The sequence below is a fragment of the Kineosporia sp. A_224 genome (assembly GCF_002198655.1).
In the GTDB taxonomy this organism is placed as follows: Bacteria; Actinomycetota; Actinomycetes; order Actinomycetales; family Kineosporiaceae; genus R-H-3.
The window spans coordinates 1-15,456 of record NZ_MWLN01000056.1; the positions used below are offsets into that span (position 1 = coordinate 1).

The following is a 15,456-nucleotide window of genomic DNA, read 5'->3' on the forward strand; positions in this document are numbered from 1 at the left end:
CCCGGGCCCGGCCGACGGCCCGCGCGGTCCGGGCCGGCCAGTCGAGCACGGGGACGCCGGCCGCCTGGAGCAGGTCGGCGTGCGGGCGGGCCGAGCGGGGGGCGACCCAGCAGACGTAGACCGGGACGTCCACGCCGTCCGCGCGCAGCCGTTCGACCGCCGCCCGGACGCCCTCGACGCAGTCCGGGTCGGTCGCCGAGCGCTGCAGGAGCACCGGGACGACGGCGTCCACCTCGCCGGAGCGGGCGAGCAGGTCGACGAGTGCCGGGTAGACGGTCGCGAAGAGCGACCACGCCGGGGTGACGTCGACCGGGTTCGCCGGGCTCGCGTACGGCGGCAGCAGCGCGCGGACCTGCTCCTGGAGCGCGGGGCTCAGCTCGGGGACGACCAGCCCCTCGTCGGCGAGCAGGTCTGCGAGCTCGACCCCGGTGCCGCCGCTGTTCGTCACGATCGCGACCCGGTCGCCACGCGGCAGCGGCTGGCCGTCGAGGGCCCGGGCGACGTCGAGGAGCTCCTGGCCGCTCGTGACCTCGACGACGCCGGCCTGCCGGAACGCCCCGCGCCAGACCGCCTCCCGGGAGGCGAGCGCAGCGGTGTGCGAGGCGGCGGCCCGGGCGCCGGCGGCCGACCGGCCGGTCTTGAGGACGACGACGGGCTTGTCCGCCGTGACGGCCCGGGCCCGCTCGACGAACGCGCGGCCGTCGGGCAGCGACTCCAGGAGGAAGCACAGCGTCCGGGTCGCCGGGTCGTCGGCGAGGGCGTCGAGCAGCTCGGTGACGCTGACGTCGCTCGTGTTGCCGGGGGCGCAGATCTTCGCGAAGCGGACGTGGTCGTCGTGGGCGAGGTCGTAGATCGCCATCCCGTAGGCACCGGACTGGCTGACGAACGAGATCCCGCCGCCGCCCGCGGGCAGGCCGGACGCGATCGACGCGTTGAGCGGGAGGTCGCAGTTCTGGACGCCGAAGCAGTTCGGCCCGACGACGCGGACCGGGCGCCCGCCGTCCGCCCCGCCGGCCGCCGCGGCGACGAGCGCGGCCTGGAGCGCGGCGCCGTCCGGCCCGGTCTCGGCGAAGCCGCCCGAGAGCACGACCATCGCCGCGACCCCGGCCGCCGCCGCGTCGGCGGCGACAGCCGGCACCGCGGCCGCCGGGACCGCGACGACCGCGAGGTCGACCGGGCCCTCGACGTCGCGCAGGGACTGGCCGGAGCGGACGGCGACGACCTCGCCGGGGAACGACGCGAGGTTGCGGCCGAGCAGCGCGCCGAGGGTGCCGGCCCGGTCCGAGGCTCCGACGAGGGCGACCCGGCGGGGCGCGAAGAGGGCGTCGAGCAGCGGCACGCCGGCGGCGGCGTCCGGCACGGTCAGGCCGCCGGGCCGAAGTGCCGCGCCAGGTCCGCGGGGCCGAACTCGAGCCGCCGGACACCGAGCGGGTCGACGGCCCGGACGGCGGCGAGCTCGGCGGGGGTGGGCTCGGCGACGGTCCCGACCTCGTCCGCGACCGTCAGCGCGAACCCGGTGGCCTTCTCGACCTCGGCGACGGTGACGTCGGGGAACGTCGCGACGAGCCGGGCCCGGCCGTCGGCGGTGTAGTCGAGCACCCCGAGCTCGGTGACGAGCCACTGCGGCCCGCCGCCGGTGTGCCCGAGCTCGGCCCGGGTGCCGGCCGGCGTCCGGTGGCCGAGGTCGGTGAGGAAGTCGACGGCCTCGACGAGGGTGCGCCCGCTGCCGTGCCGGGTGGTCCACACGGTGAGCGCGCCGATCGTCGCGGAGATGTTCGCGCCGCCGCCCCCGCCGCCGAGCTTGATCTTCGGGAGCGGCATGCCGCCGATCGCGGTGACGTTCGTGTTGCCGTACGCGTCGATCTGCCCGCCGGACAGGAACATCCGGTCGACGGCGCCCCGGCAGGCGGCGTCGAAGAACTCCTCGAACCGCATCCGGTAGACGGCGTCGCGGTGCAGCGCGAGGTCGTTGCTCGTCGGCGGGACGAACGCGGGCTCGGGGTTCACCGCGTACGTCGCGCCCTCGACGAGCATCGACCCGGGCGCGTGGGTGCGCCGGGCGACGTGCATGGCGACCTGCGCGCAGGGGCTGGCGAAGCCGTGGAAGACGACCTCGCCGTCCGCGACGGTGCGGGCCAGCGCGACGACGAACCACTCGTCGAGGGACCAGCCCTGCGTGCCGGTGCGGGTCTGCGTGCTCATCGGAAGAGCTCCTGCCACTGCTCGTCGGACGCCGACCACGCGGTGAGCCGCTCGGCCCCCGTGAGGTCGCGGTAGGTCTGCTCGTCGACGCGGACGTAGCGGTCGAGGTACGCCTCGAACGCGTCGCCGCCGGCCGCCGCGGCCTTGACGTACTCGGCGAGGTGCGGGCGGTCGTAGGCGTAGCCGGGGTAGCAGGACGTCGGGTGCGCGCCGAACGGCGCCTCGACGACGGCCGTGACGACGTGCGCCGGCACCGTGACCCCGGCCGCGACGACCTCGGCGGTGTCGACGAGCCGGTCGACGCTCGCGACGACGACCCGGGACGCGTGCGCGAACCGCTCGTCGAGGACGTACGGCTGGTCGAGGTGGAGGTTGCCCGCTGCGTCACCGATCGGCGCGTGCAGCAGGGCGACGTCCGGGGCCAGGGCCGGGACGGCGGCGAGCACCTGGCCCGTGAAGGGGCAGGTGACCGTGCCCCACTCGGGGTGCAGCGTCGGCAGGTCGGTCCCGAGCAGCCCGCGGACCGGCAGGAACGGGACGCCCATCTCGGCCGCCCGCAGCTGGGTGAGCATCGTGACGCAGGAGCTCTCCCGGACGACGAGGCTGCCGCTCTCGGCCCCGCGCCGGAAGGCGGGCGCCAGCCCGAGGTCCTGCTCGAAGCCGACGTAGCTCTCCTCGCAGACCGCCACGGCACCGGCACCGACGAGCAGGTCGACGTCGATGCTGTGCGCGGAGCCGACGACCCGCAGCCCCGTGGTGCCCTGCCGGACGAGCGCCCGGACGAGCGCCATCGGCAGCCGGGCCGCGAGCCCGCCGCCGAGGGCGACCGTGGCGCCGTCCTGGACGTGCGCCACGGCCTCCTCGAGCGTCGTCCGCTTGTCGGCGGCGAGGTGGAACCCCGTCACGGCAGTGCCGCCGCGTCACCCTGCGAGATCACTGCGCCGTCATCCCGCCGTCGGCAGCGACGACCGAGCCGGTCATGAAGGCGGCGTCGTCGCTCGCGAGGAAGAGCGCGACGTTGGCGATGTCGGTGACGTCGCCGAGCCGGCCGATCGGGTACTTGACGAGGGTGCGCTGCAGCCCGAGCTCCATGTCGCCGTCACCGCGGGCGGCGAGCATCGGCTCCATGAGCGGGGTGTAGACGGTGCCGGGGCAGATGACGTTCACCCGGACGCCGCGGGCCGCGAGGTCGACGGCCATCGAGCGGGTCAGCGCGACGACGGCGCCCTTCGCCGCGCAGTACGCGGCGAAGTTCATGACGCCGACGAGCGCCGCGACCGAGCCCTGGTTGATGATCGACGACCCCTTCTCCATGTGCCGCAGCGCAGCCCTGGAGACGAGGAAGGTGCCCTTGGCGTTGACGTTGAACGAGCGGTCCCAGTCGTCCTCCTCGGCGACGGCGACCGACCCGCGCGAGTCCACGCCGGCGTTGTTGTAGAGCACGTGCAGGCCGCCGAAGTGCGCGGCGACGGCGTCGACGGCGGCGTCGACCTCGGCGGCCTTCGCGACGTCCGCGGTGACCGCGAGGGCGCGCCCGCCCTCGGCCTCGACGAGCTTGACGGTGCCTGCCGCGGCCTCGCCGTCCCGGTCGAGGACGCCGACGGCGGCGCCCTCGGCGGCGAAGCGCAGGGCCGAGGCGCGGCCGATGCCGGAGCCGCCGCCGGTGATGATGGCGACCTTGCCGGCGAGCCGGCCGGTGGACGTGCTGCCGGTGGTGGGGGAGTCGTTGGTGGTCACAGCGCTGTGTACCCTCCGTCGATGACCAGCGCGGAGCCGGTCATGTAGCCGATGCGGTCAGATGCGAGCAGGGACACCAGGTCGGCGACGTCGTCGGCGTCGGCGACCCGGCCGAGCGGGATCCGCGACTCGACCGCGTCCCGGAGCTCCGGGACGTCGAGCCGCCACTTGGTCATCCCCGTCAGCGCCATCCCCGGGCAGACCGCGTTGCTGCGGATCCCGTGGGCGGCGTAGTCGACGGCGATGGACTTCGCGAGCATGAGCGCCGCGCCCTTGGAGGTCGTGTAGGCGCTGCGACCGGGGAACGCGACCTGCCCGGCGACGGAGGCGATCGTGATGACGTGGCCGCCGCCCTGCTCGATCATCACCGGCAGGACGCTGCGGGCGAACAGGTACGGCCCGCGGACGTTCGTCGCGAGCACCCGGTCCCACTCCTCGACCGGTGTCGTGTGCAGCACGGTGGCGGTCCGGTCGCCCGCGATGCCCGCGTTGTTGACGAGCACGTCGACCCGGCCGTAGGTCGCCACGACCTCGGCGACGAAGGCCTCGACGGCGGGTGCGTCGGCGACGTCCACGGCGCGGCCGAGGCCGCCAGGCCCGGCGACCCCGACCGCTCCTTCTGCCGTGAGGTCGCAGACCGCGAGCGTGAACCCGTCGGCGAGCAGCCGGGCGCACGACGCCCGGCCGATCCCGGAGGCGCCGCCGGTGACGATCGCGACCCGTTGCGGGGCAGCGGCTTCCGACGTGTCGGTGGTGCCGGTGCTCATACCGCCTCCAGGGTGCGCTCGGCGGCCTGCGCCGCGACGAGGAGCGGGTCGTAGACGGGGGAGAACGGCGGCGCGTAGGACAGGTCGAGCCGCGCGAGGTCCTGCACGGTGAAGCCGGCGTGCAGCGCGGTCGCGACGACGTCGATCCGCTTCGCCGCACCCTCTCGCCCCACGAGCTGGGCGCCGAGGAGCCGGCCGCCGTCACCGTGGACGAGTCGGACGTGGAGCTCCTCGGAGCCGGGGTAGTACTTGGCCCGCGAGCGGTGGACGACGTCGGTGGCGTGCGCGCCGAAGCCGGCGGCCAGGGCCTCGTCGAGGGTGAGCCCGGTGCGGGCCACCTCGAGGTCGAACACCTTGACGACGGCGGTGCCGACGATGCCGCCGAACGACGCGTCGCCGCCCGCCGCCACCGTGCCCGCCACCCGTCCGGTCTTGTTCGCGGTCGTGCCGAGCGGCACGAACGCCGGCTGCCCGGTGACGAGGTGCATCGGGGCCACGCAGTCCCCGGCGGCCCAGACGCCGTCCAGGCTCGTCCGCATCCGGTCGTCGACGAGCAGGGCGCCCGCGGGGCCGGTGCGGGCGCCCGCCGCGGAGAGCACCGTCGTCGCGGGCCGGACGCCGACCGACAGCACCGCGAGGTCCGGCACGGGGTCGCAGGCGTCGGCGGCGTCGGTGCCCAGGCGCAGGTCGACGTGCTCGCGGACGTGCGCCTCGACGTGCGCGGCCATCTCGGCGTCGAGGTTGGGCAGCACCCGGTCGAGCCGCTCGACGACGGTCACGGGGCAGCCGCGCTCGGCGAGGGCCTCGGCCATCTCGAGCCCGATGTAGCCGGCGCCGACGACGAGCGCACGGCCGATCCGGCCGGCGTCGAGCAGGCTGCGCAGGGCGATGGCGTCCTCGAGGGTGCGGATCGTGAACACCCGGCCGGCCTCGACACCGGGCAGCGTCACCGCGGCCGGGGCCGCGCCGGCGGTGACGACGAGCGCCGAGAAGGAGATCCGGTGGGTGCGGCCCTCGTGCCGGTAGGTCACCCAGCCGCCCGATGCGTCGACCTCGACGGCCCGGGCGTGGAACCGGACGTCGATCCCGCGTGCCGTCGCGAAGTGGTTCGCGGGGTAGGCGAGCAGGTCGTCGGCCTTCGGCACGACGCCCGCGAGGTAGTAGGGGATGCCGCACAGCCCGTACGCGACGTGACCGGTCGCCTCGAGGACGACGACGTCGAGCGTGGGGTCGGTGCGCCGGGCCGCGGAGGCCGCGGACATGCCTGCGGCCCCGCCACCGATGACCACCAGGCGCCTGGACATGACCGCCACGCTAGGTGCGCCGTCCGGGGCGGGCCATGTCCTCCACCGCCCAAGGTCCGGCCCGTCTTTGGCGTTCGGGGACAGGGCATTCCGGGACGCAAAGTGACTGCGGCGGGCGTCCCTGGGGACGCCCGCCGCAGCGGGTGGAGCCTTCGGTGGTGCGTCGGCACCCTGGTGCCGGTCAGCCGCAGCCGCACCCGCATCCCGACCCGCCGGGGCGGTTCGTGAACGGGTCGGTCGCCTCGACCGACGCCGGGCCTGCCCGGCGGCTCCCGCACGCCGAGCAGACCCAGACCGCCGGGACCCGGGCACCCTCCATGACGAGGGACCGGAACGTGTGCCCGCAGTCCGGGCACAGGAGCTCCCAGACGGGCACGACGGTCAGCCGCGCAGCTTCTTGCGCGCCATCTCGGTGCCCGCCGCGAGGGCGTGCAGCTTGTCGACGGCGATGTAGCGCTGGAGCAGGATGAGGCCGCAGTCGGTGGTCACGCCGAGCTTGTCCGGGTCGATGTACTCGGCCAGGCGCATGATGCGGTCGCAGACCTCCTCGGCGGTCTCGGTGATCGTCGACTTCACGTCGATGACCCCGGCCCAGAAGTTCACGTTGTCCGGCAGCGGGTGGTTCTTGATGACGTCGAGACCGGAGAGGTCGTCGGAGCGACGGCCGCAGTTCTCCAGGTTGAGGACGTCGAACTTCGCCTCGTAGGACTTCGGGATGACGGACGCCGTCGCGGACGGCGCCTCGCCCTTACGGGCGGTGAGGTCGAAGACCTCGCCGGCCTGGGCCGTCTCGTCGGGGTAGTAGGCCGGCGTGCCGCCCCAGTTGCCCCAGCAGATGTGGACGATGATCTGCGCGTTCTGCACGCCCTGGACGGCGCGGTTGAACGCCTCGATCGCCCAGTCCTCGTAGAAGTACGGCCACGTGAACTCGTCGAGCTGGATGAAGTCCACGCCGAGGGCGTCGACCTCGAGGATGTCCTCGTTCATCGCCGCGGCGAGGTCCATCGCGCGGTCGCGCGGGTTGTCGTAGTAGAGGTCGTTGGTGCACTGGGCGAGCACCTGGACACCCGTGTACTGGACCTTCGTCGCCTTGCCGGTGGCCTTCTTCAGCGCCTTCGCCTGCTCGACCATGATCGCGCCGCGACGCTTGAGCTCGCCGTGCAGCGTGCCGGCGTGGAGACGGCTGTAGATCGGGAAGCCGAGGTGGCCGCCCTTGAGGTCGTAGCCGAGCCGCTTGAAGTAGTAGTAGACGGCCTGGTCGGCGTAGTTGTCGCCGTGGAGGCGGCCGTCCGTGATGATGTCGAGGCCCGCCGACTCCTGGTCGTGGACGATCGCCTGCATCGCGTCCTGGAACGCCTCGCGGATGAACGCGTCCGGCGGCTCCTGGTCGCCGGCCCAGTCACGGACCGGCCCGGCGTCCCACCACCGGGGGTTCGGGTAGTTCCCGACCATGGAGGTCGGGATGAGGATCTCCTTGTCTCCGACACGCATGTGCTTCTCCTCGGTCTCGGCGACGCTGCCGGCCCTTGGTCTGCGCCTGCCGCACGCTGATGTGCGCCAGGTCACAGCTGATCGTCGGCTGGACGCTAGTCCCGCCGCCGCCGCGGAATCCGCGTGCGCACAGGACAGAGTCCGTCAAGGAATTCGTCCTGCGAGGCCACATCGGCGCCGCGGGCCCCGGCGCGATACTCCGCAGACCCGCTGCCCGCCGTCGTGCCGAGGAGGCCTCCGTGTCGCAGATCGGTCCGGGCTTCCTCAGCCTCCCGCCCCGCTCGGTGAAACCACGCGCGGAGGGCCTCACGCACGTTCTCGACAAGGGCCTGTCGTACGTCGGGCTGGAGTCGCTCGTCCAGACGGCGGGCGACCACATCGACTTCGTCAAGCTCGGCTGGGGGACGGCGTACGTCACCGACGGCGTCAAGGCGAAAGTGGCGCTCTGCAAGGCGAACGGGATCCGGATGTGCCCGGGCGGCACCCTGCTGGAGATCTGCGACCACCAGGGCCGGATCGAGGACTACGTGCGCTGGCTGCAGCGGCTCGGGCTCACCCACGTCGAGGTGTCGAACGGTGCCTTCGGCATGGAGACCAGCCGCAAGCGCGAGCTCATCCGCCGGCTCTCCCAGGACTTCACGGTGCTCTCCGAGTGCGGGTCGAAGAACCCCCGGGTCGACGTCGTCGCGGACGACTGGGTCGAGGAGATGACCGGCGACCTCGAGGCCGGTGCCTCGATCCTCATCGCGGAGGCCCGCGAGAGCGGCACCGTCGGGCTCTACACACCGAACGGCGAGGTCCGCACCGAGCTCGTCGAGGCGATCGTCGGCAACCTGCCGGCGGCGAAGGTCATCTTCGAGGCCCCCCGCAAGGACCAGCAGGCCTGGTTCGTCCGCCGGCTCGGCGCCGTCGCGAACCTCGGCAACATCCCGGCCGACGAGGTCGTCGCCCTGGAGACGCTGCGTCTCGGCCTGCGCTCGGACACCCTCGACCTGCTGCCCGAGGACGGGCCGCACGCGTGCCTGCCCGCGCCGGCGCCCGCCCCCACGCCGGTCCCGCTCGGCCATCTCGGGACGGCGCACGCGCACCCCTGAACGGCTGATCAGCCCTCGAGAACCGGTGGCAGCGCGAACAGGGCGAAGACCGCGGGGTCCTGGAACACGACGTTGCGGGCGATCCCGTCCGTCCGGACCGTGAGCACCTGGAGGGTGTGCAGCCGAAGCACCCCGTCGGTGTCCGGGCAGTAGGCGACGAGCGCCGGCTGCCCGTTCGCGGTCGTCGGCACGCACCGCCACCCGGTCCCGCGGATGCGGAACACCCGCTCCATGAAGCGCCCGTAGTCCGTACGGCCGGCGAACCACAGCGGGACCGGGGGCATCTCCAGCACGACGTCGTCCGTGAGCAGTGCGACGATCGCCGCGACGTCCGCCGCCTCGAACGCGGCGACGAACCGCTCGACGGTGGCCGCGACCGCCGGGTCGTCCGGGGCGCGCAGCCCGGCCTCGGCGGGCAGCGCCGCCGCCAGCGTCGCGCGGGCCCGCTGCAGGGCGCTGTTCACGCCGGCGACGGTCGTCCCCAGCTGCCCGGCGACCTCGGCGGCGGCGAACTCCAGGACGTCGCGCAGCAGGAGCACGGCGCGCTGCCGGGCCGGCAGCAGCTGCAGGGCCGCGACGAGCGCGAGGCGCACGCTGTCCCGCTCCGCCGCACGGGCCTGCGGGTCGGTGCCGAGGTCGAGCAGGCGGGCCGGGACAGGCTGCAGCCAGGGCACCTCGAGGTCGGGGGTGAGCGCCACGTCGGGATCCGTGCCCGGGGGGCCGAGGCCCGACGGCAGCGGTCGGCGCGACCTGCTCTCCAGGGCTGTGAGACAGGCGTTCGTCGCGATCCGGTAGAGCCAGGTGCGCAGGGACGCCCGGCCCTCGTCGTACCGGTCGCGCGCCGTCCAGGCCCGGACGAGCGTCTCCTGCGCGAGGTCCTCGGCGTCGTGCACCGAGCCGAGCATCCGGTAGCAGTGCACGACGAGCTCGCGGCGGTGCGCCTCGAGGGCGGCGCCCACGTCCGTACCGCCGACCTCCACCACCCGCGCTCCCCGCCCCTCGCCGTCCGCGCCGGTCCCGCCCGGCGGGCGAGACGTCGTCGACGGTATCCCCGGGCGACCGATGAGTCTGCGCCCCCTCGCCGGTAGGTACCTGCGACAGCATGCGAGCGGCCGGACCACCGGCCGGGAGGAGTCCACGGTGCACCGTGTCATCGCCATCCACTACGCCACGCTCGACGGCTTCGTCGAGGACCCGGACGGCGCCGGCGGGACGCCGGGCGGCGGCTGGCTCTACCGGTACGGCCCCGAGACCCTGGCCGGGGACAAGTTCCGGCTCGGCACGATCCTCGACACCGGTGCCCTGCTGTTCGGGCGGGTGACGTGGGAGGTCTTCTCCCGACGGTGGCCGGCTCGCAGCGACGACTTCTCCGCGCGGATGAACGCCGCCCGCAAGGTCGTCGTGTCCCGCTCCCTCGGCGACGTGAGCGCCTGGGAGAACTCGACGCTCCTGGACGGTGACCTCGTCGACGGCGTGCAGCGGCTGCGTTCGGAGCGGGACGTCGTCGTCATCGGCAGCGTCGGGATCGTCCACGAGCTCACCGCCCGCGACCTGGTCGACGAGTTCCGCGTCGTCGTGCTGCCCACTGTGCTGGGCACCGGCCGGCGGCTCTTCACCGGACCGGCCGGCGCCGACGACCTCGACCTGGCGTCCGTCGAGCAGAGCGGCTCCGGCGCGCTGCTGCGCTACCGGCGCCCGGGGCGCTGACCCGCCCGACGTCCACCCGTCGTCCTCTGGCGTCTGACGCACCTCACCCCTCAGGCGTGCTCGTCCTCTGGTGAAGGAAGCACACTAAAACTGCCTCTTGGGGTACTTCGTGGACCAGAGGACGTGCGGGGGTGCTGGATAGCGTGCGTGTGCCGCCAGAGGACGAGCGCTCGCCCGGGCTCGCCGTGCCGCACCGCCTGCAGCCGTACCGCGCTCAGGCCGTGAAGAGCGTCGGCGCCCCGCCGGTCACGAGGAAGACCACCGGGCTCGCCACGGAGACGTCGGTGTCGCCGCGGACCGACGCCATGAGCCCGGCCATCGCCTTCGCGGCGAACACCGGGTCGAGGAAGACGCCCTCGGTCCGGGCGACGAGCGACGCCGCCTCGTCGCCGGCGGGGGAGCGGCGGCCCTTGGCCGCACCGAGGAACCCGTCGAGCACCGTGGGCGGGCCGGGCTGCGCCGGGGTGCCGAGGATCGCGGCGGCGTCGTCGGCGATCCGGCGCACCCGCTCGCGGCACTCGTCGGCCGGCCGGCTGACCGTGACGCCGACGACGTCGTACGAGGGCCGCAGCCAGACGCGCGCGGCGGACAGGCCCGCATGGGTTCCGCAGGAGCCGGTGGCCAGCCACAGCGACCGCGGCCGGAAACCGTTCTCCTGCATCTGTTCCGCCAGCTCGAGCCCGGCGGCGACGTACCCGAGGGCGCCGACGCCGGTCGCTCCGCCGCGGTGCACGCCGTACGGCCGGCGGCCCTGCGCGCGCAGGTCGGCGCACACGGCGTCGACGCCCCGGTCGACCGAGGACCGGTCGTCGTCGCCGGTGAAGTGCAGCGTCGCCCCGGCCAGGACGGCGAGGGCGTGGTTGCCGACCGGGCCCTGGGCCGGTGGCGTCCCGAACGTCACGAGCGTGGTGTCGAGACCGCGGGTCCGAGCGGCCAGCGCCGCGAGCATCGCCCAGTTCGACTGCGGCCCGCCACCGGTGACGAGGCAGTCGGCGCCCTGCGCGAGAGCGTCGGCGAGCAGGTACTCCAGGCCGCGGACCTTGTTGCCGCCCAGGCCGAGTCCCGTGAGGTCGTCGCGCTTGAGCCAGACCTCGACGCCGAGCGCGTCGGAGAGCCGCGTGGCCGGCTGCAGGGGAGTGGGCAGGGTGCCCAGGCGCACCCGCGGGACGTCGAGCAGCCCCCCGCTCACGCCGTCTCCGCCGCTCCGCCGGCCGACAGCACCCGGTCGACGAACGCCGTCGCGGCACCGAGCGCGTTGACCGGGTCGAGGGCGGCGTCGAGCTCGTCGGCGGTGAGGCCGTCCGGCCCGACGATGCCGGCGTCCGTGAGCGCCGTCCGCAGGTCGACGCCGCGCTCGACACCCTTCATCGTCGCGGCGTAGACCGTCTCGTGGGCGACGTGCTTGCCGACCCGGTCGGCGAGGCGGCGCATGACCGGCTCGGACATCGGGTAGCCGCGCTGCGCGTCGAGGTTGGCGCGCATCCGTGCGGCGTCGACCTGGAGCCCCTCGAGAAGCTTGGCGGCGAAGCCGAGCGCGGCGCCGGTGAGCAGGCTGCTCTCCGGCAGCACGAGCCACTCGGTCTTCCAGCCGCGGCCGTCCCGCTCGTGGAGCGCGACCATGCCTTCCAGCGCCGTGCCCGCGTTGGCCCGGACGACGCGGCCGAGGGTGTCGAGGTGCTCGGCGAGCTCGGGGTTGCGCTTGTGCGGCATGGTGATGCTGCCGACCTGGCCGGGGGTGAACGGCTCCGCGACCTCGCCGAGCTCGGGCCGCTGGAGCTCGAAGATCTCGTTGCCGATCTTCGAGAGCGTCCCGGTCACCATCGCGAGCAGGGTCGCGAACTCGGCGACCCGGTCCCGCGCCGTGATCCACGGCAGCTCGGGGACGCCGAGCCCGAGCCGGGCGGCGAACGCGTCGAGCAGCGGCAGCGCGTCGTCCCCCCAGAACTCGAGCGTGCCGAGCGCGCCGCCGAGCTGCACGACCTCGAGCCGGGGCCGCGCCTGGGCGACCCGCTCGAGGTGCCGCCCCAGCTCGGACGCCCAGACGGCCGCCTTGTACCCGAACGTCACCGGCAGCCCGGGCTGGCCGTGCGTCCGCCCGCTCATCACCGTGCCACGGTGCCGGCGTGCGAGGTCGAGAGCGGCTGCGCGGCAACGGGTCACGTCCCGCTCGACGACGTCGAGCACGTCGCGCATGACGAGCGCGAACCAGGTGTCGGTGACGTCCTGGACCGTCGCGCCGTAGTAGACCCACTCGGCCGCCTCCGCCGGGAGCAGCTCGCGCAGGCACCGGATCAGCCCGAGCGTCGAGTGCCCGGTGGCGCGGGTGCCCGCGGCGACCTGCTCGAGGTCGAGCAGCGTGACGTCCGCGTGCGCCCGGATCGCCGCGGCCGCCTCCGCCGGGACGACGCCGAGCCCGGCCTGCGCCTCGGCCAGCCCGGCCAGGATGTCGAGCCAGCGCTGGGTGCGGCCCTCGTCGTCGAAGAGCGCCCGGAGCTCCGGCGTCGACCACAGGTGCCGGTAGACGACCGAGTCCGGCGGCAGCGCCGTCACCCGGGCGCCTCGATCCGGGCGACCGACGGCGAGAGCCCCTGCACCGCCTCCGGGGCGAGCGGCAGGAGCATCGCGCGCAGCCCGTCCCGGATCTCGTCGAGCGTCGTGCCCCACGGCACGACGGCCATGTCGCCGTCGACCTCGAGCCCGCGCTCGATGAGGCAGCACTTCGTGAGCGTCACGCCGTGCTCGGCGGACGGCGTCCGCGCACCGTTGCCGTTCGCAGGACCGTCAGCACCACCGTCGGCGCGCCCCGCCTCGACCCGCTTGCGCGGGCACAGGTCCACCCGGGGCGGCTCGTCGCCGTAGAAGTGCCGGTGGAACTGCACCGACCGCTCGCACCCGATGAGCGTCCAGTCGTGCCGCTCCGGGGGCCGGGTGTCGAGGAACTCGACGGGCGCACCGAGGTCGGTGCCCGAGCCGCGGCAGGGCAGCAGGTACCCGGCCGCCGGGTTCGCCGCCGCGAGGTCGTGGACGTCGACCGCGTCGAGGACGAGCTCGACCGGGGGCAGGTCCTCGTCGTACGCGACGACCTGCTGCGCCTGGAGGAACAGCTTCGGCGGGTGCGGCGGCACGACCTCGGTGACCCGGACCCGGATCGGGGCGGGCTCCCAGAGGAAGTTCACGTGCTGGAACCGGCCGAGGACGACGGTCACCCGCGCCCCCGGGACGGCGGCGGCCGCGAGGGCCGTCGCGTTGCCGACGTCCGTCTCGGGGGACTCGACCCACGCCGTCTCGTCGACGCCCGCGAGCACGCGGGCCTCGACGACGGGCGAGAAGAGCGGCTCGACGCTCTCCTTGCGGACGGCGACGAGCACCGTCGCGCCACCGTTGCGCAGCGCGAGGAAGTCCGTGCGGCGGTAGACCTCGCGGCCCTGGAGGTAGGCGAGGACCGACCGCTCGTCGAGCGGGACGTCGACCTCCTGCACGGACAGCCCGCGGTACGGGTGCGCCCGGGTGTTCGGGACCGGCAGCGGGATCACGGCGGCCGCCTACAGGTTCCGGAGCTCCGCGCTGCCGGCGCGCAGCCGGGACAGCTGGACGAAGTGCTCCGGGTTGAGGAACAGCTCGTTCATCCAGCCGAGCGCGTCGACGGTGAGGCCCTCGGGCCGGTGGATGAGGTGGTCGAGGTACTGGAAGGCGTCCTTCGCGCCGTAGCCGACGTGGTGCGCCCCGACGACCTTGCGGCTGGCGCCGTCGACGACGAGCTTCTGGAAGCCGGACAGCTCCGGCTTGCTGAAGGCGTAGAGCATCGTGCCCTCGGCGCACGGCAGCGGGAGGTTCGGGGTGTCCAGACCCTTGACCGTGGGCGGCATCTGGATGATGACGACGTCCTCGAACTTCTCGCGCGCCTCGGCCTCGGTGAGCCCGACCCACGTCACCTCATAGGTGGTGTGGAGGAAGTCGGGGTACTCGCTGAAGTCGAACTCGAGGTCCTCGCCCATGATGTTCCGGGCCGCGGTGACGCCGCTCTTGCGGGCCTTGAACATCTCCATCGGGCCGTCGATCATGTCGCCGATCGCGTAGACCCCGGGGACGCCGGTCTGCATCCGCTTGTTGACGACGATCCGCCCGGTGTCGGAGACCTCGACGCCGAGGATCTCGTCGGCCCCGTTGAGGCTGGGCCGCTCGCCGGTGCCCATGTAGACCATGTCGCACGGCAGGTCGGTCTCGGTGCCGTCCGCCAGGCGCACCGTGACGCTCGTCGCGCGCCCGTCGGTGCCGTTGACCCGCACCGGGTGCGCGCCCTCGAGGATCTCCATGCCGCGCAGGCGCATCCCGCCGACGACGTACTGGCGCAGGTCCTCGTCGACGTGGTGCAGGCTCTTGGTCCGCATGAGCTGCGAACGGGAGACGATCGTCGTGTCGCAGCCCGTCGCGTGGAAGAACGAGCCGTACTCCATGGCGACCTTGCTGCCGCCGATGATGACGCAGCGGGTCGGTTCGTAGTCGAGCTCCTCGACGAGCGAGACGAAGTCGTAGACGCCCGCGAGGTCGAGGCCGGGGATGTCGGGCCAGACCGGCCGGGCGCCCATGCCGAGGACGAGGTTCTTCGCCCGGAACGTGCGGCCGGCGGCCGTCACCGTGTTCTTGTCCACGATGGTCGCCCGGGCGTTGAGCACGTACTCGACCTCGAGCTGCTCCTTGGTCTGCCAGTTCATGAACGCGTGGGCGCTGCCGCGGCCGGCGAGGAAGAGCTTGACGAGGCCGAGGATGCTCGCCCGGGAGGCGTCGAACTTCGGGAAGAAGAGCTCGTCGGAGAACCAGCGCATCCGGTCGAGCTCCTCGGCCGCCTCCGAGAAGAGGTGGTGCGGGACGCACGCCTGGTGCGGGCAGGAGCCGCCGAGGAACGGCCAGGCGTCGATGATGAGCGGCCGCCCGCCCATCGCCTTCATGTACGCCGCGCCGAACCGGCCGCCGGCGCCGCCGCCGACGAACACGGCGTCGTACTCCGGGTCCTCGTCGCGCTCGAGGTTGAGGATCGGTTCGGAGTCCGGGTCGCTCAGGCTGGCCTCGATGAGGTGGTTCCACTCGGCGAGGTTCGGGTGCTCGTCGCGGATGTCCATGGTGGTCAACCCTTCTCGGGAGCTGCGGGGGCGGGGG

The 15,456-nt window shown here is 73.9% G+C and carries 14 protein-coding genes; 2 read left to right on the forward strand and 12 right to left on the reverse strand.

The features are described 5' to 3' along the window. The 7 genes from EDJALFJO_RS04625 to EDJALFJO_RS04660 form a co-directional block, all read right to left on the reverse strand. The coding region (locus EDJALFJO_RS04625; RefSeq protein WP_198949997.1) for a CoA-binding protein at nt 1–1,360 on the reverse strand (1,360 nt) is incomplete at its 3' end. 2 nt (nt 1,361–1,362) lie between these two features. Further along, entirely contained in the window at nt 1,363–2,202 is an 840-nt protein-coding gene (locus EDJALFJO_RS04630; RefSeq protein WP_088282698.1) for a CoA-transferase subunit beta, read from the reverse strand. After that, nucleotides 2,199–3,107 carry a CoA transferase subunit A gene (locus EDJALFJO_RS04635; protein WP_088282700.1) on the reverse strand — a complete coding sequence of 303 codons (909 nt, stop codon included), beginning with the start codon at nt 3,105–3,107 and terminating at the stop codon, nt 2,199–2,201. Before EDJALFJO_RS04635 ends, EDJALFJO_RS04630 begins: the two co-directional genes overlap by 4 nt. Nucleotides 3,108–3,135: 28 nt before the next feature. Then, nucleotides 3,136–3,939 (reverse strand): SDR family NAD(P)-dependent oxidoreductase, encoded by an 804-nt coding sequence (locus EDJALFJO_RS04640; protein ID WP_088282702.1) that lies wholly within the window; start codon nt 3,937–3,939, stop codon nt 3,136–3,138. Beyond that, nucleotides 3,936–4,706 (reverse strand): SDR family NAD(P)-dependent oxidoreductase, encoded by a 771-nt coding sequence (locus tag EDJALFJO_RS04645; RefSeq protein ID WP_088282704.1) that lies wholly within the window; start codon nt 4,704–4,706, stop codon nt 3,936–3,938. Before EDJALFJO_RS04645 ends, EDJALFJO_RS04640 begins: the two co-directional genes overlap by 4 nt. Further along, nucleotides 4,703–6,010, reverse strand: coding sequence for an FAD-dependent oxidoreductase (locus tag EDJALFJO_RS04650; RefSeq protein ID WP_088282714.1), 1,308 nt, complete (start codon nt 6,008–6,010; stop codon nt 4,703–4,705). Before EDJALFJO_RS04650 ends, EDJALFJO_RS04645 begins: the two co-directional genes overlap by 4 nt. A 381-nt stretch (nt 6,011–6,391) precedes the next feature. Next, nucleotides 6,392–7,501, reverse strand: coding sequence for a cobalamin-independent methionine synthase II family protein (locus EDJALFJO_RS04660; protein ID WP_088282708.1), 1,110 nt, complete (start codon nt 7,499–7,501; stop codon nt 6,392–6,394). 239 nt (nt 7,502–7,740) lie between these two features. On the opposite strand from EDJALFJO_RS04660, the gene EDJALFJO_RS04665 reads away from it, so the two are divergent. After that, nucleotides 7,741–8,595, forward strand: a complete 855-nt coding sequence (locus EDJALFJO_RS04665) for a phosphosulfolactate synthase (protein ID WP_198949998.1) — start codon at nt 7,741–7,743, stop codon at nt 8,593–8,595. An 8-nt stretch (nt 8,596–8,603) separates the two neighbouring features. Here EDJALFJO_RS04665 and EDJALFJO_RS04670 read toward each other — a convergent pair whose 3' ends face one another. Further along, nucleotides 8,604–9,578, reverse strand: coding sequence for an RNA polymerase subunit sigma-70 (locus EDJALFJO_RS04670; protein WP_233149681.1), 975 nt, complete (start codon nt 9,576–9,578; stop codon nt 8,604–8,606). Between the two features lie 157 nt (nt 9,579–9,735). On the opposite strand from EDJALFJO_RS04670, the gene EDJALFJO_RS04675 reads away from it, so the two are divergent. Next, nucleotides 9,736–10,302, forward strand: a complete 567-nt coding sequence (locus EDJALFJO_RS04675; protein ID WP_198949999.1) for a dihydrofolate reductase family protein — start codon at nt 9,736–9,738, stop codon at nt 10,300–10,302. Between the two features lie 214 nt (nt 10,303–10,516). On the opposite strand, the gene EDJALFJO_RS04680 is transcribed toward EDJALFJO_RS04675, so the two are convergent. The 4 genes from EDJALFJO_RS04680 to EDJALFJO_RS04695 form a co-directional block, all read right to left on the reverse strand. Further along, nucleotides 10,517–11,491, reverse strand: a complete 975-nt coding sequence (locus EDJALFJO_RS04680) for a 1-aminocyclopropane-1-carboxylate deaminase/D-cysteine desulfhydrase (protein WP_198950000.1) — start codon at nt 11,489–11,491, stop codon at nt 10,517–10,519. Further along, a complete protein-coding gene (locus tag EDJALFJO_RS04685; RefSeq protein WP_088282710.1) occupies nt 11,488–12,852 on the reverse strand; it encodes an adenylosuccinate lyase family protein in 1,365 nt (454 codons plus the stop codon). Before EDJALFJO_RS04685 ends, EDJALFJO_RS04680 begins: the two co-directional genes overlap by 4 nt. Continuing rightward, the gene (locus EDJALFJO_RS04690) at nt 12,849–13,835 is read right to left on the reverse strand and encodes a hypothetical protein (RefSeq protein ID WP_198950001.1); all 987 of its coding nucleotides are present in this window, start codon (nt 13,833–13,835) and stop codon (nt 12,849–12,851) included. The genes EDJALFJO_RS04685 and EDJALFJO_RS04690 overlap by 4 nt, the downstream gene beginning before the upstream one ends. Before the next feature lie 9 nt (nt 13,836–13,844). Further along, the coding region (locus EDJALFJO_RS04695) for an NAD(P)/FAD-dependent oxidoreductase (RefSeq protein WP_233149682.1) at nt 13,845–15,456 on the reverse strand (1,612 nt) is incomplete at its 5' end.